Annotated in this window: 6 protein-coding genes; all 6 read right to left on the minus strand. The window is 48.6% G+C overall.

The window, feature by feature from the left end; genetic code table 11:
• Nucleotides 1-72: 72 nt before the first annotated feature.
• Nucleotides 73-5,265, minus strand: a complete 5,193-nt coding sequence (locus U5K77_00825; protein MDZ7744293.1) for a carbohydrate binding domain-containing protein — start codon at nt 5,263-5,265, stop codon at nt 73-75.
• A 450-nt stretch (nt 5,266-5,715) separates the two neighbouring features.
• The gene (locus tag U5K77_00830) at nt 5,716-11,283 is read right to left on the minus strand and encodes a LamG-like jellyroll fold domain-containing protein (GenBank protein ID MDZ7744294.1); all 5,568 of its coding nucleotides are present in this window, start codon (nt 11,281-11,283) and stop codon (nt 5,716-5,718) included.
• Nucleotides 11,284-11,286: 3 nt separating this feature from the next.
• Nucleotides 11,287-20,034: a hypothetical protein gene (locus U5K77_00835; GenBank protein MDZ7744295.1), complete on the minus strand. Its 8,748-nt coding sequence runs from the start codon at nt 20,032-20,034 to the stop codon at nt 11,287-11,289.
• A gap of 408 nt (nt 20,035-20,442) precedes the next feature.
• Nucleotides 20,443-20,751, minus strand: coding sequence for a 50S ribosomal protein L21 (gene rplU / locus U5K77_00840; GenBank protein MDZ7744296.1), 309 nt, complete (start codon nt 20,749-20,751; stop codon nt 20,443-20,445).
• Nucleotides 20,752-20,820: 69 nt separating this feature from the next.
• Nucleotides 20,821-23,712, minus strand: coding sequence for an isoleucine--tRNA ligase (gene ileS / locus U5K77_00845; GenBank protein MDZ7744297.1), 2,892 nt, complete (start codon nt 23,710-23,712; stop codon nt 20,821-20,823).
• 286 nt (nt 23,713-23,998) lie between these two features.
• Entirely contained in the window at nt 23,999-24,259 is a 261-nt protein-coding gene (locus U5K77_00850) for a hypothetical protein (GenBank protein MDZ7744298.1), read from the minus strand.
• Between the last annotated feature and the right edge of the window lie 155 nt (nt 24,260-24,414).

Raw genomic sequence — 24,414 nt, forward strand, 5'->3', positions numbered from 1 at the left:
TGTTTTGGCGTTTCTCCTAACGCTTAGTATTGTACCAATTTATCTCTAGTGATGAAACTGTTCACAGTAGGATTACTGACCATTAGTTGTGAAGTTCAGCTCGCCGACAAATACATTAGCGTTGCTTTGTGCTTTCACGTTTATCTTGAAGATAACGAAGTTGTTAGCTGACGAGGTGGAGAAGCCACAGCCGTCGGCCTCGTTACCACTGATACCGACCGTCTGCCATGTGTTTGCGGTTGTAGTAACGGTGGTTTCAGTACCACATTGGTTAATCGTGCCGCCTTCGTTGCGGAACATTTCGTAGGTGACTTTGCCGTTACTAACGTTATCTGTACGAGCCGTCAGCGTAATCGTATCGTTACTCGCAAATTGTTTGAAGGCGGTTGGTAACTGGTAGGTAATGTAGATACTGTATTCTTGCTCTGTTATCTGTGGAGATGTCCATTGGTAGAAGTTACGGGCTTCGCCGCTGTCACACATTGTTGTGTTTACGCTGAGGCCGCCGCCGTTACCACAGAAGTCTGCTGTCATCGTACCTACGCCCGTGCCGTTTAGGACAGCACCTGGGAATTCTGGCAATAGGTTGACGTAGTTGTCTGGAGGTGATCCACAAGCACCCCAACCATCAGCCTCGTAACACTGAATGCGTCCGGTTGTCGTGTCGTAGTACATTGAGCCGAGATACGTATCGTTACCGTCATCTACTGGTGGGGTTGATGATCGGTCAAGTGTAAACAGGGTGACTGAACCACCGGTGATACCGCCACCAATTTGGACATGGGATGGGGTTGTGGTGCTATCATTGCGCTGGAAGCTGAGGTTATCAATCCAGAAAGTACGCGCTGTGGCATCTGTCTGGCGGATGATGAGGTCTGGGTTGGTTGCTGTAGTGCCGTCGGTAGTAATCGTGCAGGTAACCTTGGTCCAATCAGATGTCACGATAGTTTGTGTGCTGTACGTATCACAAGCAACTGTGTTGCTACCGCCATCTCGTGAATACAAGACTTCGAGTGTATTGAATGTGCCAGAGTCTAGCCGCGCCGTGAACGATACCTGGTATGTGGTATTGACCACTGGGTTGCCAGATAGGTTGTTGCGGACGCCATGGTTGGCACTAGCCCCGGTTGTAACCTCGACACCTGCCTGGCCTGTGACGTATTCGTCTGTTGTGGTTGTACGGCTAATTGTGCCTCCAGCTGGTGCGGCGGTCCAGTTTGTACTGAATGTACCGGCGGTTTCTGCGCCACCGTTGGCGGCCAGCTCTATACCGTAGTTATTTACACTAAATAGGTTGGTGCCGATTGATGTCTGGACCTCGAGAACGCCGCCCTCAATTGGGTTATCTGGGTTGTTCCTGATTGTCAGACCATCGGCGCTGCCACCGACTCCGTTAAGCACAAGCTCTGCGCCACCTGCGCTGGTGAGGGTGTTATCATAGGCAGCTTGTAGGGTTGTTGAGCTTGATGCTCCGGCCGCCGTCCAGTCAGAACCGTTCCAAATCATGGTGGCGGTTGTATTAGCACGCATGCCGATCTCATCGCCCACACCACCGCCATTTACGATCAAAGTAAAGTCATTGGAGCCGTTAGCTGCAGTAACATACACGACACGTCCGGCGGTTGTATTAGTTGGGTCGGGCAAGTCAACATCCAGACCAGAAGCCGTGGCATCTACAACCACTACTCCGGTGCCGTCAACATTGGCTTGGGTAATTGTACAGTTGCTTGCGCAGTTTTGTGTGGCCGAAGTAGTGAAGCTCGGTGTACTAATCACGACTAGACCTTTGGCTCCCGTGCCAACTCCATCACCGCCACTCAGCAAGATATCACCGCCATTGGCATTACCTGTACCGGCTGCGTTACCGCCCTGCAACACCAGGTCGCCGCCACCGAACGCACTACCACCCGATCCAGCCGCACCGGCACTAACTGTTAGGTCATTGCCTATTGTATTTGTGGTACGAGTTTCAACACTGATAGCTCGACCAGACCCTTCAGCTAATACAATGTTGCCGCCTGTATATGTATTGCCGTTAACAGCAAGTTTGTAAGTACCCGGTGACGAATAACCGATTGCAACGTTGCCGCTTGTGTCTATCAAGAATCTTTGGGCAACGCCAGATTGTGTCAAAGAGAACCTGTCGCTTGAGTCATTTTCAATATGCCAGTTTGTTGAGCCTTCTCGCCCAAGCATGAGAAGCGCCGCTCCAGTTGCGTCTGAATCAAGTAACAGACCAGCGTTGCCAGAATCATTACGTATGTGAAGTCCGGTACCGCCAAATGGCTGAAGAGGACTAGAAGTGCCAATACCTAACCTGCCATCATCCCGTACAAATAGAAGTGGGTCACCGTCAGAGTTATCAGCTCTAAGTGACTGTGTTGCTGATGTGTTACCCGAGCTTCTAACATAAAGCTGTGCATCCGTAACGTAACCACCGCCAATTGATACGTTGCCATTTTGCTCAATAACCATCCGTGTCGCAAGTGACGTCGTACCTGAAGCAGTTGTATAGAAACGGATTCTTGAACCTTGTGCAGTATCTGACCAAGCTTCCGTTGCCTGCAACACCATGGCAGCCCGCGTGCCCGAGAAGCCCGTACCGTCATAACCTCGTCCGCTAAACTGAGCAAACGTGTCGTTTGCTTGTAAGGCTGTCGGGCTACCGATCGTTCCACCTGCTCGTCGACCTTGTATAAGCGGAATACCCCCGTACGCATCGTTAGATATATAGTTAGACCCTTCGCCTACAACATGTAGGCTAAACTCTGGACTATCCGTACCTATACCAATGCGGCTGTTGGTGGTGTCGGCAGTAAATAGATTAGATGTGCCGGCGCTATCCTGGATCTGGAAAGCGGTGGTAGAGTCGGTGGTGTTTTGGAAGAGTTGATCGTTGCCGGTGAAGGTTTGGTTGTTGCGGTCAAGTAGCGCCACGTTGCTAGTGAGGCGGGCATCTGCCAGGGTGCCGGTAGTGATATTGGTAGCGTTGAGGTCGGTGAGGAGTGAGCCGTCGCCGCTGAAGGATCCAGCGACGATGGTGCCAGAGATATTAATGTTGCCGGTTTGTTGTGTGCCTGGTGTTGCACCTTGCAGAGCAACACAGTCCGTACAGCTGTTAGCTTGAGTAGCATCAACCCAGGTTGGGAGAGCACTCGCACCATTAGACTGGAGGACTTGACCGGTTGTACCGGTACCGGCGTTCTGGAAGGCACCGGTACTGGTTGTGCCGCCAGTTAGTAAGCCGTAGGCGGTGGTGGTGGCGATACCGGTGCCACCACGTTCTACGGTAAGTGTACCGGCAGTGAAGAAATTACCGGCATCAGCGTGAGAGACGTTTTGGAGGACACCGGTACTAGTAATGCGGGTAGTGCCGCCAGTCATTAGGCTGCCAGATGTATTAATGTCGCCGCCTTGGACGTCCAAACGTTCGCCTGGACTGTCCGTGCCTATACCAATCCGTTCATTAGTAGTATCAACATTGAAGATTGGCGTGCCGCCATCCTGGTCAAGAATTTGGAAGCCAGTGGTCGAATCAGTGGTGTTTTGGAAGAGAGCTGAACCGGTGCTCAAATCACCGCGCAGAACATTACCAATGTTAAGTTCGTTATTAACTCCAACTGCGGAGGCATCAAGATCGTAACCGATAATTATATTGTTGCTTCCGGTAGTAATGTTGTCTCCGGCCTGGTAACCAAACAGTATGTTGTTACTGCCCGTTACCAAGTTGCCGGCATTGTACCCAACGGCCGTGTTGCCGCTGTTCACAGAAACAGACGCGAGCGCCCCAGAACCCAGCGTCGTATTCGCTGTCCCCGTCGAGACAGCGCCCAGAGCGCTCGCGCCTATTCCTGTGTTATTTGCACCTGAAGCGGTCGACCCACCAGCTCCATTACCGAAGAACAAACTACTTGTTGTCGCGTTAATACGCGCCAGTTCTGACCCAGAAGAATCCTGGAGCAGAACAAGCGGATTACTCATCGACTGCGTGCTGTGAGCACGGACAAGCAGCTGAGTCTGATCGGCACCGCCGACCACACTCAGACGCGCGTCTATATTCGCTGTTGATCCAACCTGCACTCTATTGTTTACTGCATCAACAAATAATGTATCGGTGTCAAATGCAACATTGCCATTACTGGCAATTTCTACACGTGTAATACCATTGGTTATCAAGTTTAAGGGGTGTGTATCATTGCTACCAATGACCATATCGGTACCAAACGTGTTGCCACCCTGTAGTACATTGCCTGCGGTATTAAACGATATAGTCTGCGACCAGCTGCTACCGTTCCAAATGAACGAACTACTACTACCCACAGAAACGGGGTTGCCATACATAGTAAATTCTGCACTGCCAACGTTGTTAACATATATAATCCGCCCGGAAGTAGTGTCGGTAGGTGTTGGCAATGTTAACGATTGGCTGGCAGTTGTCTGATTTACGTTAAACGTAGTCGCGACGTCAACGGTTGTTGCAGCGGATCCAATATTACCACCTGTGGCCCGATCGCTAATTGATATAGCGGTCAATAAAGTACTCGATGCATTAGTAAAGGTACCGCCGGCACTAACGGTTAATCCTCCGTCAAATGTCCCCGAACCCTCAACGGTGAGATTACCGGTCTTAGACAATGTAAGTACATTTGATCCATCGCCCTGAAGTTGTAATAAATTACCCGCACCGGTTTGATTTATGCGTAGTGCGGTGTTAGCAGAGTTAACTGCCTGTATTAAGCTCGGCGCCAGTTGTGCAAATTCATCAGCTGTCCGACCTTCAAGCCTGCCAGAGTCGAATGCATAAGGTACGGCGGTTAGTTTGATGCGCGGCGTCATCTCGCCGTCGCTTTCGACGTTCATGGTCAGCCACTTTTCTTCGCTCCAATCAATCGAACTACCAAAGCTAGTGACCGAACCAAGATTGGTGCTGAAGTAACCGTTACGGACTGTGACGCTTTGAGTTTCATTCCATATAGAGGTGCCAGTAGTAGCATCTTCGTATAAGTTAAATGCTATAGAGTAGCTACCATCAGAAACGACGTTACCGGAGTTATTGTATAAACGAGCTTGAAAATTCAGGGTATCAGAAAGCGCCGCATCAACCGTACTGGTGGCGGGCATGACAAGAAGCCCTGTTCCGAGGAGTGGAAGCAAGAGCATAAACACAGCAATAAATACGCTAATAAAGCTTAGCGGTATATGCCGAATGATTGTACAGAAACGCGAAAAAGCGTACCTGCCGACGCTGGGAATTGTCTTTGGCATTGTTTGCTTTTTGTTTGGTTTGAATTGTTTGTGTTGATTTTCGTTTTGGTGCCTTTACGACGAGGCATGTTTTGTTTTGAAAATCATTTTTGTGTTCCAGCCCGGGTTACGAATCCGCGCTTTTTGGATCACGCCTTCAGTATCACCGAGCATCGGTATTGATACAACCCCTTTTCTATAAAAAATTTGCTCATTTTTTAAGGCAATGTTTTGCAATATTTTGCAGCAATTTTTGTTGTGTTAATTATTACAGTTTTTTATACGGCCTGTGTTCTTAACACCTACAACCTATTGTATTAACTATTACATCCAAAATAATACTGTTGTGTAAATCACAAATTTCTAAAATTTGCCCCAAAAGTTATCCACAGCCATTTTTAAAAATGTCTCAACCATTCTCGCATCTCTTACATTTTTTAAACAAAGTGCCCATAAAGCATTCGCTTGTCCTTAAAGTGCATAGTTTCCTGTGTATGTGTTGCGATCATCTGTAATGCTTTCTTGCGTTCTTGTATCTAGCAAACTCCAATCTGTTCCATTATCGCTGCCGTAGATGTTCCACGTTATCGGATCTCTGTCTGGTACATCATTTGCGGTTGCCCATCTATACCCATCAAAGGTTAACGTACTACCGGCTCCAGCATCGATATCAAGAATTGAGTTGCCTTCAGTTGAAGTGTCGTCATTACTGAAGTTAAAGTCGAGCCATTTGGTGCCTGTGTTGCCGTCAATCGCATATTCGGGACCCTCGCTAGCTGGATTGCTGCCCCCCGGGTTTGTAGCAATGGTTCCGCCTGGCCATATAACCGGACTACCATTTAATAACAACTCAAATTCCGATGCTTGAATTGCGATATCTGGCCCCTTGCGTTCTGTAATTTCCCAACGAACATAACGGTAGTTCTCGGTCGAAACCGGACTACAGCTACCGCCACCTGAGCCGCCTCCCTCGGGGGTTGTATCAAGCGGTTGTTTTACATTGTTTTGAAAGTGATTACCTAGACGCATACGGATGTCTGGACTGGGGTGACCCGACGAATATGTCAGGTTAATACTATTTAAAACACTTCCGCCATTATCTGGAAAAGTAGCGTTATAAGAATCATTAACAGAAACATGCGCCCAGGCGTATCGAGCACCCGCGTTTACCTCGTGTTCAACGCCGGACTGGATGTTGGCAATGCTCGTACTCGTGCCAAACTCAGCGGAACAAGCCACTTTATAATCCAGTCTGTAGTCAGCTAAGCCACTGCTGTCGATACTTATCCCCGTTAGATTGCGCGCCGAACCAAGGTCAATTAACTTAGAGTAGCTGGCCTCTCGCGGAACCGATTCAGTTCCAGCAAGATAGACATCATCTAGTTCATTATCACCACCATCACGCCCCCCTAGTACATATATCTTCCCTTGATCAGACGCTGGCGTGAGATATGCCCTGACTGATGGCAAATCAGTAGATTTACTCCATGCCCCAACACTGCCATCCGCATGTATAGGCGCTCTATGAACATCATCAATCAAGCTAGAGCCATTCCCCTCTTGACCACCAATAACATACAGATTGCCGTTCACAGCCACAGACGCATGCGCATTCCGAGCAATTGGAAAGCTTGTGGTGGTCTCCCAACTCCCTAGACTGCCAGCTTGGTTTATTGGTGCATATATAACCTCGTTAGTGCTATCACTACCGTCCCAGCCACCAGTTATATAAACATGATCGTTGTATATGACTGCTTGGTGATTCCGTTGCGGAGCAGCAAAAGTATCACCTGTAGCCGTCCAGCTACCGAGTGATCCGTCGCCGTTGATCGGCGCACGATAAACGGTATCAAGATAAGTTGAATTATACCCGCCAAACACATACATATACCCATTGTGAGCAGCCACGGGCATCCTTTCTCTTGCAGAAGGTAAACTTGTAGTAGTACTCCAACTACCGAGTGACCCATCTGGACTAATCGGCGCGTACTGTACGTCGTCTAGAAAGGTACTACCCGACCAGCCCCCCGTTACATATAGGTACCCATTATAAACCGTAGAAGCATGTGAGTGACGTGTGTTGCTAAAACTAGTTGTTGTTTCCCATTTACCAATGTTGCCGTTTTCATCAATTGGAGCAAACTTAACGTCATTCAATAAAGTATCAAAACCTCCGGCACCGCCCCTGGCTCCACCCGCAACATATATATAACCATCATGAACGGTGGTCGTATGCAACCACCTCTCATCCATGGAGCTGCCAACGGCATGCATCTGTTGTATCTCATCCTCAGCTAATGCCCTGTTATATATACGGACATCGTCAACAGAGCCGGTCATAAAATCGTTTGAGCAATTAGGGCCATTACCCCCGAATCTGACCACTCCGTCTTCAACAGTACGCAGGGTGTATCCATCAGTCGTTACGGTTCCTGCAATCTCTCCATTTACAAACAAGGTTATCGTTTCTTCTGACTTATTGTAACTTGCTGCCAAATGATACCACTGGTTCGTATCTAAAGTTGCACCAACTGCTCTTATGCCATCCGGGGAAGAATGACGGTACTGAAGATAATTAGTACTTCCGGGAGTTGTTCCTATAAACTCCCAATTCCCGTTAGTGTATGGGTAACCAGCGGTTTTACTTACAATAGAAACCCGGTCATCTCCACAATTACTAGCCAAATTCTCAAAACTTTCAAGATTCGCCCATACTGAAATCGTATAATCAGTTGTAAAATCTAATTCTGTGTTATTTAAGTCGTTTGTATAAATGTACTGATCCGTACCATCAAAGTAGTACGCGCTATTCGAGTTTCCGTAACGATCGGCCGTCAATGACGCACCGTTCACGACGGTACCGTGATTGTTATTAGCGGTACTGTCGTTGGCGTTGCCGTTCATCTCCCAATGCCCCTCAATTGACTGCTCAAGATTTTCTGCGTCAGCATTATTTTGCCACGCATTAATCGCACCCGAGCCACCATTGTTTATCTTTGCAGCCTGCACATCGTTATAACTTGTTGAGCCATTCCATCCACCCGCTATATACAAACGCTCTCCGTACAGCTCCATAGTGTGACCTTCTCTAGGGTTACTGAAACTACTTGTTTCTTCCCATGACTCGATTGAGCCGTCTGGATTTATAGCAACGAGCTCTGTGGTGTCTAATTGAGTTCCGTCGTTTCCTCCGGCTGTGTACAAAAATCCTTTATACGCTACAACACCTGGGTCAAAACGCGCAGAACTTAAATTCGTACCTGATGTCCAGTTGTTAGTAATATCACCGTTGCTATCTATAGATGCGTATTGAACATCATCTAGGTTGGTTGCTCCATCATAGCCACCGATGATGTACATAGTTCCATTATAAATAAGTGATGCGTGCTGACGACGATCTGTAGCAAAGCCACTGGAGACTGTCGACCACGAGCCGATAGTGCCATCATTGTTTATTGATGCATATTCGACGTTGAAATAGTTATTTGATGAAGTCATACCCCCAGTGACATACATAAAACCTTGGTAAGCGTGCATATTATGGAAAGCTCTTGCCCCATTAAGACCTGTAGTCAGCGACCACGAGCCTATAGTGCCATCATTGTTTATTGACGAGTAATAAACGTTATTAGTATATCCCCCAACAAGTCCCCCTGATATGTACATGTACCCGTTGTATGCAACGGCTGCGTGCCAATTTTGTGAGACCGGTAAAGATGCGCTATTCCAACTACCGAAAGTTCCGTCTTCTCCAATCGTAGCCCACCGTATTGTATTGGAGCCGTTTGCGCCGCCCATTATATAAAGATTGTTGTCGTGCACCACACTAGTATGCCCAAAGCGTGCGTCTGTGAATGTACCTACATTTTGATAGCTCTCTATAACCCCAGCGGGGTTTATTTTGGTGTATTGTACATCATTAAATGCCGGTACGGTTCCGCCACCTGTAGAACCGCCGCCAACTATGTATATATTCCCGTTATCTACAACACTCGTATGCCCACCACGAGCAGTCGTAAAGGAAGAACTATCATCTATCCACTCTCCAAGTGATCCGTCGCTTTTAATCTGCGCGTACTCCGTGCTATCAAGGTTTGAGTTTCCTCCCGTAACGTATAGATATCCGCCATCGGCAGCCATACTATGGAAACTTCTAGCAGTTACTAAACTAGCTGTATCTCTCCAAGCATTAATGGTTCCGTCTTGATTAATAGAGGCGTACTGAACATTGTTCGTTAACCCACCACTCGTACTACCACCGGCTATATATAAATGATCATTATAAGCGACAGCGGTATGTACATGGCGCGCATTAGTAAACTTCGCGCCCGCTCCTGCCCAAGCCCCAAGTGTTCCATCAGCCTGAATCTCAGCATATTGCACGTCATTTAGGCGCGTATTGCTTGCGTTCTGACCTCCTAAAACATATATGTACCCATTGTGAGCAACCGCTTCGTGATAACGACGAGGGGTCGTAAGTGATTCCGTTGCGGACCAGCTGCCAAGCGTACCATCACCGTTTATTAAAACGTAATACACATCGCCAAACGTGCTACTGCCATCCCAACCACCTAATATATACATATAGCCGTTATATACCACGGCACTGAGACCGTTATTTATATTAGGTAAACTTGTGGTTGTAGCCCAAGCACCAAGCGTTCCGTCACCATTAATTGGCGCGTATTCAACGCTGTCAAATCTCGTAATTGTACCGTTGTCATCATATCCACCAAATACATACATGTAACCGTTGTACACAGCTGAGGCATGTGTCTGACGAGCGGTACCCAAACTCGTTGTAGAGCTCCAGGCTCCAGTTGAGCCTCCGCTAGGACTACTACGACTTATAGTATCCTGGTCAAAACTAACGCCACCCTCGTTATTACCAGTAGCAAAGTCGTCACTGCTGGTAACCACTACACTTGGGTCAATACTTACAGGGTAACTTAGCTTATCTAGGCGGCTGGAGCGAACTGTTAAAGTGCCGTCCTGATACGTAAAGTGGGCGCGCCCTTCACTTGCTTCACGAACATTACCATCAACGGTCTCAAATATGACTGGACGAGGTATTACGAACGCCAGATGAGTTTTTTCACCGTTAGTGCGCGCTGCCAATACCTGCTCCTTATCAGCATCCGATCCAAAGCTAACATCACCAAACAGTGCTGGGTCTGCAGAATATACTCCAAGAGAACCATCCTCTAACAAACGTGCCTCTAGGGCTTCACCAAGATCTAAATCATAATTAAACACCAGCTCATCACCAACTGGTTCGGACAACACTATGTCTTCCTTAACACCGTTACTTTTGAGTGTATACGCAAGATATGCGTCCCTGTACTCCCGTAATGGAAACACTACGTGCCCATCATCTTGCTTACCAGTATTGGTTTCAAACAAAGGCGTCATAGTAAAGCCAGTTTCTAACTGTGTGTCATAAAACTTCATACCGCGCTCGCTGTCTCGGGCAATACTTGCCCCATAAAGTGGCAACGAACTTTCATTCCCAGCACCAACCTTGCTAATTAGTTGTTCGATCGGGTCACCACTCATTTTATTTAAGGCTTGCTGGTTAAATACATAGGCATCGTCCTTGGAGTCATAAGACATTTGTTTACCATAGCCCTTTGTTGGGCTTCCCAATAGAGCGTAAAGGTCATCGGCAAGATTGTAGCTACTCGATCTATCAAATATATAAAACGCCGGCACAGCTAATGTCGCGAACAACACAACAGCAATCGCTACCGCATTCACGCGTTGCCAGAGCTTCAGGCTTCCGGTCTGTGTTTGCTGACGCTTAATCTGTTCTGGGCGTTTCCATCGGCTAACAATACTATAAATTGTATGTTTTACAACAGCAGTATTTTTTACATTTTTAACCCTGTTATATCCAGATCCATACAAAGCAGTTTTGCCAAGATTTACACCTCGCCCACCCTTTGCAAGGTTAGACCTTGCAAAGGTGTTGTTAAGACTGCTTTTAAGGTTAGACAGGTAGAGTTTTCGGATAAGTGTTGTAAATTTATACATCTTCATAGCTTAGTACCTCGCCCTGTACTGGAAGCTTATATCCCCTACCCGGGCATAATTACCGTCAGTTGCAGTTAATCGAACTCTAAATACCACGACATCTCCGGCGGCTATATTACAGTCTTTTTCGTTTGCATTTAGTGCTGTTAGCGTCCAACTTCCATCCGCTGTCGCCGCGTTAGTCGTCGAACCACACTGTGTGCCATCTGCACCGAACAATGCCAGCTCCACTGAATCATTAACGGTGCTGCGCCAACCATACATCTTAATCGTGTCGTTTGAGATAAACCCGTCAAAGTTGCTCGGCATCTGATGTCGCACATAAATATCATAGTCCTGTGCAGTGCCTTGATCCGTAGTCCAGCTGTAATAGCTATGTTCGTCATTTGCATCTGCGCATACACCCAGGTTGGTGCTCCGTAGCGCACTGCCAGAACAGAAGTCGCTGGTCATCGTGCCCAGGTTGCTAGAACCATCTGCCGTAATAGTAACTCCTGGATATTCTGGTGTTAATGTTGCTCTACCCGTAACTCCCGATTTTACGCTGCGGCTCCCCAGGCCAGCCCGTGGGGTGTACTCGGTGGTATCGTCGGCTATGCCGTTGAAGCTGATCCAGCCGTAGTTCTCGCTCCAGGCGTAGCCGGTGTATTCACCGGTGTCTGGGTCGTGTGTAACACCACCATCGGTTGGATCAAAGTTAATCCAGCCAGTGGAGGTGTTCCAGGCAAAGCCGGATAGCTCGCCAGTAGCTGGGTTACGGTTGACACCGTAGTCTGTTTCATCAGTGTTTAGGTAGGTGTGTTCACCGCCTCCTGTGTAGGTGCCAAAGCTAATCCAGCCGGTGGTTTCGCCCCAGGCCATGCCCTCTAAGTGGTCTGGGTAGACCCGTACGTCATAGATGGTGCCAGGCTCTAGGTTAATCCAGCCGGTGGCAGCGCTCCAGACATAGTGGTGTTCGCCATCTGAGGTTGGAGATACATCAAGTTCACCGCCAGTGAACTTCGGTGCATGAATAGTAGTGGTGCTTTGTAATTCTTGTTTGTCCTCATCATAACTAATCACACTTTGGTCACCCGACCCAATACTTATACTACCCGACACGGTTATGTTTCCAGTAAAATTGCTGTGACCAGCAACCTTTAGTGCATCACCGTGCACAACCTCTTTAACAGCAACTCTATCATCGCCATCTTTAGCTACAGCTACAAATTTATTATTACCGTAAGTGATAGACTTCCATTCATTCCACGCCAAATCATCAACGTATTCGTAAGACCAGTTTATACCATCTAGGCTTGTAACAAAATTTGCATCCCAACGCGATACAGCAACAAACTTGCCTCCCCCGTAAGTGATAGACGAGAAGTCCATCATGTAAGAAAATATAGCCTGTGACTGCTCCCAGTTAACCCCGTCACTAGAGACCAGTGCGTAAGGATGGTTGTACCCGCTTCTAAGTGCCACAAAGACACCGTTACCATATGTTATTTTGTTAACTAAAGGGAGATCCGATGGAGTATTGTCTGTCCAACTCACTCCGTCTGTGGATACCATAATGCCATTATAAGCCACCGCTACGAAGCGGCCGTTACCGTAGCTGACGGATCCCCAGGAGTTTTGTTCGGCAGCTGTTTGGGCGGTCCAGGTTTCGCCGTCAGGACTGGTCATAACGCGGTTGGTGCCATCACTGGAAACTGCCACAAACTGGTTATTACCATAGGTGACGGATCCCCAGGAGTTTTGTTCGGCAGCTGTTTGGGCGGTCCAGGTTTCGCCGTCAGGACTGGTCATGACGCGGTTGGTGCCGTTATCTGCAACTGCTACAAATGTGCCGTTTCCGTAGGTAACGGACTGCCAACCATTAGCTTCAGCGGCGGCGTGGGCGGTCCAAGTTTCGCCGTCAGGACTGGTCATGACGCGGTTGGTGCCGTTATCTGCAACTGCTACAAATGTGCCGTTTCCGTAGGTAACGGATTCCCAGTAGTTCTGTTCGGCGGCGGTATGCAGCGTCCAGTTGGTTTTGTCCACAGGTACTCCCTGAACCAACAACTTAGAGTTAGACGTATTGATACCTCCTACACCAACATTCATTGCCGATGTGTCGGCACTTAACAAAGGAACGTTACTGGCATCTTGCACGATTAGCGCATTTTTTGAGGTAGCAGCAATAGTGTTACTTCCCTTAAATCTATTGTTGCCATTAAACTCACTACTGCCCTGTATATGCAGCGCCTTACCTTCAGCACTGCTGACCATAGTTTTACCCTTAGAAGATACTGCCACAAATGTGCCGTTACCGTAGGTGACGGACTGCCAAAAGTGTAGTTCAGGCGGGGCGTGGGCGGTCCAAGTTTCGCCATCTGGGCTGGTCATAACGCGGTTGGTGCCGTCATAAGAAACCGCCACAAATTGGTTGTTGCCATATGTAACAGATTGCCAGGAGTTCTGTTCGGCAGCTGTTTGGGCGGTCCAAGTTTTGCCATCTGGGCTGGTCATAACGCGGTTGGTGCCGTTGGCTGCTACGGCTACGAATTGGTTGTTGGCGTAGGTGACGGAACGCCAACTGTTAGCTTCGGCAGCTGTTTGGGCGGTCCAAGTTTCGCCATCTGGGCTGGTCATAACGCGGTTGGTGCCGTTGGCTGCTACGGCTACGAATTGGTTGTTGGCGTAGGTGACGGAACGCCAACTGTTAGCTTCGGCAGCTGTTTGGGCGGTCCAAGTTTCGCCATCTAGGCTGGTCATAACGCGGTTGGTGCCGTCATAAGAAACCGCCACAAATTGGTTGTTGCCATATGTAACAGATTGCCAGGAGTTCTGTTCGGCAGCTGTTTGGGCGGTCCAAGTTTCGCCATCTGGCGATGTCATGACGCGGTTGGTGCCGCTGTTGGCAACTGCCACAAACTGGTCATTACCGTAGGTGACGGAACGCCAAAAGTTCTGTTCAGCGGCGGCGTGGGCGGTCCAAGTTTCGCCATCTGGGCTGGTCATAACGCGGTTGGTGCCGTCACTGGAAACTGCCACGTAGATGCCGTTTCCGTAGGTGACGGAATTCCAGAAATTTACTTCTGTGGAAGCGTGAGTAGTCCAGGTTTCACCACCTGATCCATATGTAAAGCCCGTTGCATCTACGTTTAGCCGTACTGAGGAGTTCCTACCACCAATGCCGACACTACCTTTACCTTCTCCATACGAATTGACAAGTACATCCAGTTGGTGAAGTAACGGTGTAACAGATGTATCAGACGTGGATAAATTGGCTCGTACCTGTAGTTGACCGTCGGAGAGGTCAATACCATTTGTAATACCGGGTAATGAGCCGCCGCTGGTGAGGCTTTGCCAGCCACTGCCCCAGCTAACACCACCGTCAACCGATACACGTGCCTCTAGCTCGAGCGTCGTATTAGCAGGTACAGTATCGACCCAGGTAACAGTGGAGCCACTAGCAATATCTACACCAGATAAGTCATAGGTCTCGGAAGTCCAACTACCAGTGCTCTCATATATTGGCTGGTTGGTATTGACCACCACAGCATCCAGCGCCATATCACTATCAAAACTGCTACCGGTCACGCCCTTAAACCGAATTTTTGTTGTACCCGCCGGAAAACTGACGTTAGCACTGTTCCAAACATCTGTACCTTGGTCTCCGATCACACTCCACTGCTCGCTCCAACTGACACCATTATAACTTTCCAGCGACAATTCCATTGTCGTGTTGTCGTACATATTATAATTAAAATCAACGCTACCCCCGCCATGACTATCCATAGTGTACTCGATTAGAGCGGTTTGGGTCGGATAGTTGGAACCTGACGATTCAGTGTAGATGTACCAACTTCCATCGTAAGCTGCTGTCGGTCCAGTACCGGAACTACCGGTGCCACCGCTATTACGGCTCCAGTCGAAATCATCGCCTGAAACATTAGTCCAGTTACCAAAGCCAGACTCAAAGCTTTCGCTATCCTCAATAGCTGGTGCTCCATAGGAGTTTACCGCCAGATTGACGCTACCGCCTACTGCATCCGTATTGGTTAGCGTACCTGTTTCCCACTCTGGCTGAGTAGTTTCAGTAACATTAAAGTTGGAACTAGCGTTAACAGTTAAGTTGTTATTAAACAAGGATAGTTCTTGATCAACCGTGTCCTGGTTGAACAAATTAACACCTGAGGCGTTTTGGATTTGGAAGGCGGTTGGGGAGTTAGTGGTGTTTTGGATATTAACACCACCAGAGCTAGACCCTAGTACCAAGTTATTTTCTGTAGTGTCATAACTAATGACACCTTCGTTGCCTGCCGTACCTATATGTAGCGAGCCGGGACCAACAAACAGGTCTTGCCAGCGGGCAGTACTAGAGCCAAGACTGTAGGTGTTGTCAGTGCCGGGGAGTAGGTTGCCGTGTAGCACAGTGTCGCCCTGGGCGTTAACGGTTAGAGCATCGACAGTTGTGGTCGAGGTGTCCGTAGCCACAATATTTGTGACTGTGGAAGTTGGGGAGTTGGCGGTGGATGCTGGGGAGCTGGTGCTGGAGGTTGGGGAGTTGGCGGTGGATGCTGGGGAGCTGGTGCTGGAGGTTGGGGAGTTGGCGGTGGAGGTTGGACTAGTGCATTCGCTTGTGCAGCCAGTAATATTGCCGGCTGCGTCGTATTTAGCCAAATAGGCATCAGCGGTACCGGCTCCATAACTATTGGTATATCCACCAGCTATGTAGCCGTCGTCATCAGTTTTAGCAACACTATAGAACCGGTCATTGGCGGTACCGCCAGCGGTACGGGACCACTCTATACTGCCGCTATCGTCGTATTTAATAAGGTAGCCACTTTGGTTACCGGCACCGAAGCTATCGGTGTATCCAGCTGCCAGATAACTGCCGTCATCGGCTTGAACGACGGAGTAGAGTGCATCAAAACCGGTGTCGCCGGCAGTGCGGGACCATTCTATGGTGCCGCTGCTGTCGTATTTGACTAGGTAAGCGTCATTACCACCAGCACCGAAGCTGTCAGTTCTTCCGGCTGCCAGGTAGCCGCCGTCGCTGGTTTGGATGACCTCAAGGAATCGGTCATTGCCGGTATCGCCGGCAGTGCGGGACCATTCTATGGTGCCGCTGCTGTCGTATTTGACTAGGTAGGCGTCATCGGCGCCGGCGCCGAAGCTCTCGGTTTCACCTGCTGCCAGGTAACCGCCATCATCAGTCTGAATAACGCTGAAGAATTGATCGTGCTGGGTGTCGCCAGCGGTACGTGACCACTCGATAGTACCGCTGCTGTCGTATTTGACTAGGTAGGCGTTGTAGTTACTGGCGCCAAAGCTGATTGTGCTGCCGGCTGCCAGGTAGCCGCCGTCAGTAGTTTGTATAGCACTATAGAAGTAGTCCAAGCCTGTACCACCAGCGGTACGTGACCACTCGATAGCGCCGCTGTCATCGTATTTAATAATATAGGCGTCATTACTACCGGCACCAAAACTATCGGTTGAGCCTACAGCCAGGTAGCCGCCGTCGCTGGCTTGGATAACATGTTCAAAATAGTCTACTCCGGTATCACCAGCAGTACGGGACCACTCGATGCTACCGCTATCGTCATATTTGACCATATAGCCGTCCAAACCGCCGGCACCGAAGCTATCAGTTCTTCCGGCTGCCAGGTAGCCGCCGTCGCTGGTTTGGATCACGCTGTGGAAACGATCATCTGTGGTATCGCCAGTAGCGAGCATAAAGGTTGTGGTCGCCACGGTTTGGTTGATACGTAAGGCATTTTGGTTTTGGTCGGTGTTTATGATGGTAAGTTTGTCGGTTGGGGTGTTGGTGCCAATACCGATGCGTTGGTTGGTCGTATCGGCGGTGAGGATACTGGTGCCGGCGGCGTTTTGGATCTGGAAGGCGGTGGTGGAGTTGGAGGTGTTTTGGAATAGGGCTTGGCCGGTATTAGACAGGCTTAAGACTGTTTGGTTGTTGGCGAGGAGTTCTACGCCGTAATTGTCCTGGGCGCCTATGACTACATTTGCACCGAATGTGTCACCACCTTGACTGATGTTGCCACTGGTATCTGTCACACAATCTAGCCAGGCACCGTTTTCGTAGCAACGGAAGGTGTTGGACGTGGTGTCGTAGTACATAGCACCGTTGACGCCGGTTGGGGAAGAAGAGTCAGAGCCAAGCACAAGGGCAGTGCCAGAACCAAGAGATATGCGGTTATTAGTAGTGTTAGCGGTCAAGAGATTGGTAGTACCTGCGGCGTTTTGGATTTGGAAGGCAGTTGTAGAGTCTGTTTGGTTCTGGAATAGAGCCTGGCCTGTGACATCTAAGCCGGCATCTATAGTAACGGATGAGCCTGATTGGCTTATCATTGAATCTATTATGGTGTTGTTGTCATCAAACACTGGGATAGTGCCGGCCGTGCCTGCATCTTCCACCCAAGAAATATGGATACTGCCATCACCTTCATTGCCTACCGAAGCCGTACCTCCAGCTGGCATAAGCGATGAGCCACCACCGCCAGCACCACCGCCACCGCAGCACGTTCCCGTACCCCCACCGGCGCCGCCGCCGTAATAGCCGCCGCCGCCGCCGCCGCCAGAATAGTAGTGATTAACAGCGTCACCACCCTGACCAAGGCTACCCGAACCGCCATCACCGCCACCGGCACCTCCGGCAGACTGCGTGCCGCCGCTACCACCAGGTTCACCACCTGCAGTTTGGCCATCATAACCATTGATGTCACCGCCATCACCGCCCAGTTTAGTACCATACGAACCACGACCGCCACCACCGCCAGCGACCACCACACGATCTGTTAGGTCAGTCCCTCCTCGTCGTATGTCTGATGCGCCACCACCGCCACCACCGGCAGAAAGAGCACCACCAGCTGAACTACCACCACCGTTCCAACCACCGTCTTTTACATCCGAACTACCCCCTTGTTCTCCAACATACATGTAGATTGTTTCCCCGGGAGTGACCTCGATAGTGCTAGTGATAATTGCACCTGTACCACCGTTACTTGTAGCACCAGCAGCTCCCCTAACGTCCACGAACAATTCTGTTATACCCGCTGGTACGACAAACGGCTGTCCGTATTTTTCGTGCTCAAAGGTTTGACTACCAGCCTCTCCCGGAGTTAATACAAATGTACCTGTCGTGTTGGGGAGTAAGTAGGCTTGATCCGCAGTCAATGTAGCCGATTGTATGGTCGCGCCGTAATTACTATAGCTACCGTCACCCAGCGTCAACAGGCCTTGCGTAACTGTGCCGCTGCTGGCGATCCTGCCTAGTGTCAACCGTGCACCTGTTTCATTAAACGACGCGTTGACATTACCGTTGCTATCTTGCAGTTGTAATAAATCGGCGGTTTGTCCTGATGTGCCCTGAACAAGCAAACCAGTATTGGCGCTTCCGCCTGTGGCAAGCGCGGTCTGAGCCGAGCTGTCAGCAGTGGAAAGCGTGTTTACACTGAGCGTGTTTGCCGGAGCAACGTTATTTATGCCTACCTGCCCGGTGTTTGAGACGGTCATACGGATGGTGTCGTTTGTCTTGAAATTAACGTCACCGTCATTAACGGTACCGAGTACCATGGCAACGCTGCCGCCAAGATCATTGCCACCTTGCAATATATCGCCGTAGCCTGCGGTACCCCCGATACAGTTGCCGGCAAACGTACAGACATTGTCACCGCTTTGCTGCAAGGTGCCGGTAAAGTTGGCCGTGGTGGCGTCATACAGTGCCACGTTCGAGCTTAGTCTGGCATCGGCCAGGGTGCCGGTGGTGATGTTGTCGGCGTTGAGGTTAGTAAGGAGTGAGCCGTCGCCGCTGAAGCTACCGGCGATGATGGTGCCGGTAAGGTTGATGTGGCCGGTTTGGGCGGTACCAGGAGTGGTACTTTGTAGCTCCACAAAGTCACCACCGCTGCCTCCCCCGTCATTAGCACAGAGTAAGACTCCAGAACTGTTGGTGGTTAGCTTACCGCCATTGTCGTAGGTGGAGCAGTCGAAGTCTTGCAGGGTGATGGAAGTGCCGTTAATAAGCAGGGTGTCGGCGGCGTCGTTGCCGAGGATGGTGTTACCGTTGACGGTTAGGTTGCCGCCTACAGTGGTGTTGTTGGTGACGTTCAGAGCCGTACCACTCGCACTGAGGGTGAGTTGGCCGGTGAAGGTTTGGTCACCTTGCAGTAAGGCTATGGTACCACTGGCATCAGGTAGCAGGATTGATGGGTCGTTGGTGATGGAGCTGAAGTTGAGGGTGCCGCGGTTGGTGCCGTCGTCTTGGTTGAGTTGGCCGGCACTGAGGGCGTGGGGTATGGCGGTTAGTTTGATTCTGGGAGTCATCTCACCATCCCAGGTGGGAGAGCCAGTACCGCCAATGTTCATACTGAGCCACAGGTCTTGATCCCAGTTGATATCTGGCAGGCTGGTGACGGAACCCAGGTTGACGCTGAAGTAGCCGTTGCGGACGGTGACTTGGTCAGTGCTGGTGCGGGTTTCGCGCCAAGCACAGCTGCCGGAACAGCTGCCTTGGGCGCCACCAGTGTTGGTGGCATGGTCGTGTAGTTTGAATTCTAGGTTGTAGGTACCGTCAGGCACTATGTTGCCGGTACTGTTGTACAGACGGGCTTGGAAGTTGAGGTATTCACTGGTGGCGGCAGAGGTGGATTGCAGGGGTGGAATTAGGATAGACCAAACAAACAAAAACAGCACAAACAATAGCCCTGATAGCCAGAGCTTGGCTGTGTTGAAAGGTAGGCGGTGTGACCGCTGTTTTTGGAACATTTGTTTTTGTTTTGTTTTTGATCTACACGTTTTTTGTATTTTTGTTTTGGTAGATCTAGGGTTTAGTATGGCGGAATCTGGGTTGTATGACAAGAGGTATTCAAGGGAAAGCAAAGTCAGGTCTACGACAGCCGACAGACAGTGCAAATATACTGGTTCTTTGTGACATTATAGTTGTGATTTTTACATCCTTAGTTTCCAGATAACGGGGTTAAACTGCAGGTTTAAATTAGTGTAGTAGCAAATATAAGATGACATGATATGGATGGGGTCGGTAGCACGCAAACAATGCACTAGCGCCCAAAATTGAACACATAATGTATAAGTTATCCACAGGAAAAATCAACAATTTATAAAAAACACCGCAGGAACGCGGTGTTTTCGTGAATCTTAGGTTCGTAGCTTGAGCTAAGCTATTTTTGTCACCTTAATAACACTATGGCGCTGCCGGTGGCCGCGTGTTTTATGTACACGTTTTTTAGCTTTATATCTAATAGCTGTCACTTTGTCTGCTTTTACTTCCGGCTCAACCACCTCAGTTGTCACCTTAGACCCAGTTACCTCTGGCGTGCCAACAGTTGTTTTGTCGCCATCAATAACAAGAAGGGGTGTAAACGTCGCAGTTTTGCCTTCTTGTTTGAGCAGCTCCACCTCAAGGGTTTCCCCTTCTACGACTAGGTACTGCTTGCCACCTGTCGCAATGATTGCTTTTTTCATACAATTACTCTTACCTTTTGAAATGTTACCGATTGAGTCTAACAGAGAAGGGTATACTTGTCAAAAGTGTTAATCTTTGCTGATTTTAATAGCTAGCTCGATACCATCTACCTTCGCAATCGATTCAACCCCTCCTGCGCCATCCTTTGTGAGATGATTTGCAAGTGTCTCATGCTTAATGATATGGCTCTGTTCTTGTATCGATTGCTTGAGCTCGTCGTCATCTGTAGACAAACTGAGGGATATCCGATCATCCACCTCAAGTCCTGCCTGTTTACGTGCACTCTGTACGTGCCTTATTACTTCACGCGCTAAACCTTCACGCTTAAGTTCGGGTGTGATATTGGTTTCAAGCTCGACCTTCATGTCTGTTTTCCCGCTTCCTTCACTTACCCACTCTTTTACGTTCAATTCTTCGGTGATTATTGCAGCTAGCTCTTGCACATTATCGCCAAGAAAAGCTTCCGCGCCGTCAACCCGAACTGTCTTCAACGGCTGGCGGACTTTGATACCGGCAGCAGCTCTCTGAGAAAGCCCTTCATTGATAACCCTTCTGGTATACGCCATCTGATCAATGATTACCTCATCTACTTTACCAATTTGTGGCCAGTCAAGCAGATGTACAGATTCACCTTCGGTAAGCTTCTGATACAACTCTTCTGCTAAAAACGGTGTGAATGGAGCCAACACTATGCTTAAACGCACTAGAATATAATGCAGCGTCCTGTAGGCGTCAGACTTATCGGTATCGTCTTCGCTTTTCCAAAATCGCTTACGACTACGGCGAACATACCAGTTACTAGCGTCATCAATAAACGGCAATATTGGTTTTACCGCATCAGCAAGCTCGTAGCGCTGCAAATTGGTCGCTATTTCTTGGGTTAATTGATGCACCCGACTAATAACCCACACATCAAGCGGGTTCTTTAAGTCACCTAACGGATCTTTTAGCTCTCCGTTAAACTCCCATCCATCAACCTCAGCATACAGCGTAAAGAAATCATACATGTTCCAGATCATGCCAAGTTTACGAGCCATGTTACCAACATCTTTATCGCTTAACGCAAAATCCTCACCGTTGGTGAGCGGACTGGAAAGCATAAGCATCCTAAACGCGTCCGCGGAAAATTTATCCATTAACTCTACTGGATCAGTGTAGTTTTTAAGCTTTTTGCTCATCTTTTTTCCGTCGGCAGCATTAATAAATCCGGTACAGATAAGATTTCTATATGGAGACTTGCCAAAAAGTGCCACATTCACAGCAGTTAAGCTGTAAAACCAGCCACGAGTTTGATCAATTGCTTCGGTAATAAAGTCTGCTGGATAACCTTTCTCAAATTTTTCTTTGTTCTCAAACGGATAATGAAATTGAGCAAAGGGCATAGAACCGCTTTCAAACCAACAATCCAGCACTTTACCGATGTGATGCATCTTAACCCCGTCACATTCAAACGTGATATCCATAACCATGGGCAAGTGATAGTCATCAAGCTTTTTACCTGTTAACTGCTCGAATTCCTCATAGCTGCCGATTATTTTAACAACCTCTGTTCCATCATTCCGGATACCTTTCCAAACCGGTATAGGGGTTGCCCAATAACGATCTCTGGATATATTCCAATCAGGGGCAGATTCTATAATGTTTTTAAAACGCCCTTCTTGAAGATGGCGCGGAACCCATCTTGTCTTATCGGTCGCCTCCTGCATTTCATGTTTTTGCGCCTGAATATCCATAAACCAACTTGGATGCGCCCGGTACATCAGTTTACTGCCGCAGCGATGACAGTGTGGATACTCATGCTGTATGTAATCCACCTTTAACGCTTTGCCTTCTCGAACCAGTGTCTTGGCAATCTCTTTATTTACCTCCCAAATATTCTGAGCAAGCCAACGGCCTTCGGTATAATTTCCATTTTCATCTACTATAGAAACCATCGGCACATTTTCTTGCTTGCACAGTTCGTAATCCTCTTCACCGTAAGCTGGCGCTTCGTGAACAATACCAGTTCCTTCTTCTGTGGTAACAAAGTCTGCCGCCAGCACCCTATGAGCATCCGGTCCACGATTTTCGAACAATGGACTATACTTACGTCCGATAAGTTCTCTGCCTTGTAGAGTTTTGAGTGTCTTATATGTTAACGGTTGATGCTTTTCGTCCGTCATGACTTTTGCAATAGTATCGCTGGCAATATAAAATTTCTTTCCTTGGTGCTCGATAAGCGAGTATTCAATACCGGGATTAAGCGCAATGGCAATATTTGCCGGTAGCGTCCATGGAGTAGTCGTCCATGTAAGCAAGTACTCATCGTCATCCTCCAACTGAAAGTAAACGTAAACGCTCGGATCGGTATCAAGCTGATAGCTGTTCTCCATAGCTACTTCTGATTTAGATATAGGTGTCGCGTCTTTCGTGCAGTATATAAGGATTTTTTCACCTTCGTAGATTTTCCCCTCTTGATGGAGTTTTTTAAATGCCCACCAGACCGATTCCATAAACTCATTGTCCATGGTTTTGTAAGCGCCTTCGAATTCCACCCACCGACCAATGCGATCGATTGTATCCTCCCACTCTGTGCCAGTTTTTACCATAGCTGCTCGGCAAGCTTGGACATAATCGTGAATACTGATTTTATCGCCAATTTCTTTTTTATTTTTTATACCTAGTTGATCCTCGACAAAAACTTCGGCAGGAAGCCCATGACAATCCCAGCCCCACACCCGCTCTACGCGATAACCGTTCATGGCTTGGTACCGAGCGACCGTATCTTTAATAGTAGAAACAAGCAGGTGCCCATGATGCGGACTACCTGTCAAAAACGGCGGGCCGTCATAAAACACAAAAGCATTGTCGGCCGGACGTTGCTCTACCGATTTTTCAAATGTCTTATTGTGCTTCCATTGCCTAATGAGAGCTTTTTCGTATTCTGCTGCTTTGCGCCGTGTTCCATGCTTGAATTTCATATCTTTACCTCTTTATAAAACAAAAAGCCCCTACTGCTGCAGGAGCCGGCATGCGTGCCGTCGGTTCCATCCTGCTTGGGACTTTATTACCAGCTATAACGGGCTACGTGCCGTCGAGTTCTACTAGCTGCTTGCCCTTCGTAGCCTTGGGCGAAGTAGGGTTCTTCTCGCTCCCCTTCGCTACGATAGCGAAATTGTGGGTGATAACCACTATCCACCAGTTGGCGGAGGGATTTGCTCCAGTACTGCTATTTCAGTTTAGCCTAAATAACCAAAGTGGACAAGTCTACAGATACGACGCCACCTCATCCATGAGGGGCAAATCTTCACCTTGCCAGACCTTCAGCGTTGATCCGTCATCTCGAAGTGCCAGAAGTGCTGGATATTGAACTATATCGTATATGCTCGCTGTTGCGCTACCCTCACGAGTATCAAGACTTACCATCTCTATCTTTGTCTGTGGATGAAGTCGTTTAAACATCCCCACAAACTCATCAACTTTGCGGGCATATTCTGATACCGGTCGGTAAATAACCAAAAGTTTCATGTTGCTTAGTGTATAGGTTTTTGGTTTTTGGTTCCAGTAGATTGTCTTGATTTTTGGAACACATACTTCGCCACAGTCACTGTGGGGTGCGGCGAAGCAATGTTTTTAACGACACTTACTTTTTTAGGGTTTTGATGACCTGTGAGCAATAGGTA

The sequence above is a fragment of the Candidatus Saccharibacteria bacterium genome (genome assembly GCA_034521515.1).
Classification (GTDB): Bacteria; Patescibacteriota; Saccharimonadia; order Saccharimonadales; family JAXHMH01; genus JAXHMH01.

Bases quoted from the DNA above. Each gene is read 5' to 3' on its own strand.
- U5K77_00830 (MDZ7744294.1), bottom strand. From the start codon at position 11,283: ATGAAGATGTATAAATTTACAACACTTATCCGAAAACTCTACCTGTCT.
- U5K77_00850 (MDZ7744298.1), bottom strand. From the start codon at position 24,259: ATGAAACTTTTGGTTATTTACCGACCGGTATCAGAATATGCCCGCAAA.
- U5K77_00835 (MDZ7744295.1), bottom strand. From the start codon at position 20,034: ATGTTCCAAAAACAGCGGTCACACCGCCTACCTTTCAACACAGCCAAG.
- rplU (MDZ7744296.1), bottom strand. From the start codon at position 20,751: ATGAAAAAAGCAATCATTGCGACAGGTGGCAAGCAGTACCTAGTCGTA.
- ileS (MDZ7744297.1), bottom strand. From the start codon at position 23,712: ATGAAATTCAAGCATGGAACACGGCGCAAAGCAGCAGAATACGAAAAA.
- U5K77_00825 (MDZ7744293.1), bottom strand. From the start codon at position 5,265: ATGCCAAAGACAATTCCCAGCGTCGGCAGGTACGCTTTTTCGCGTTTC.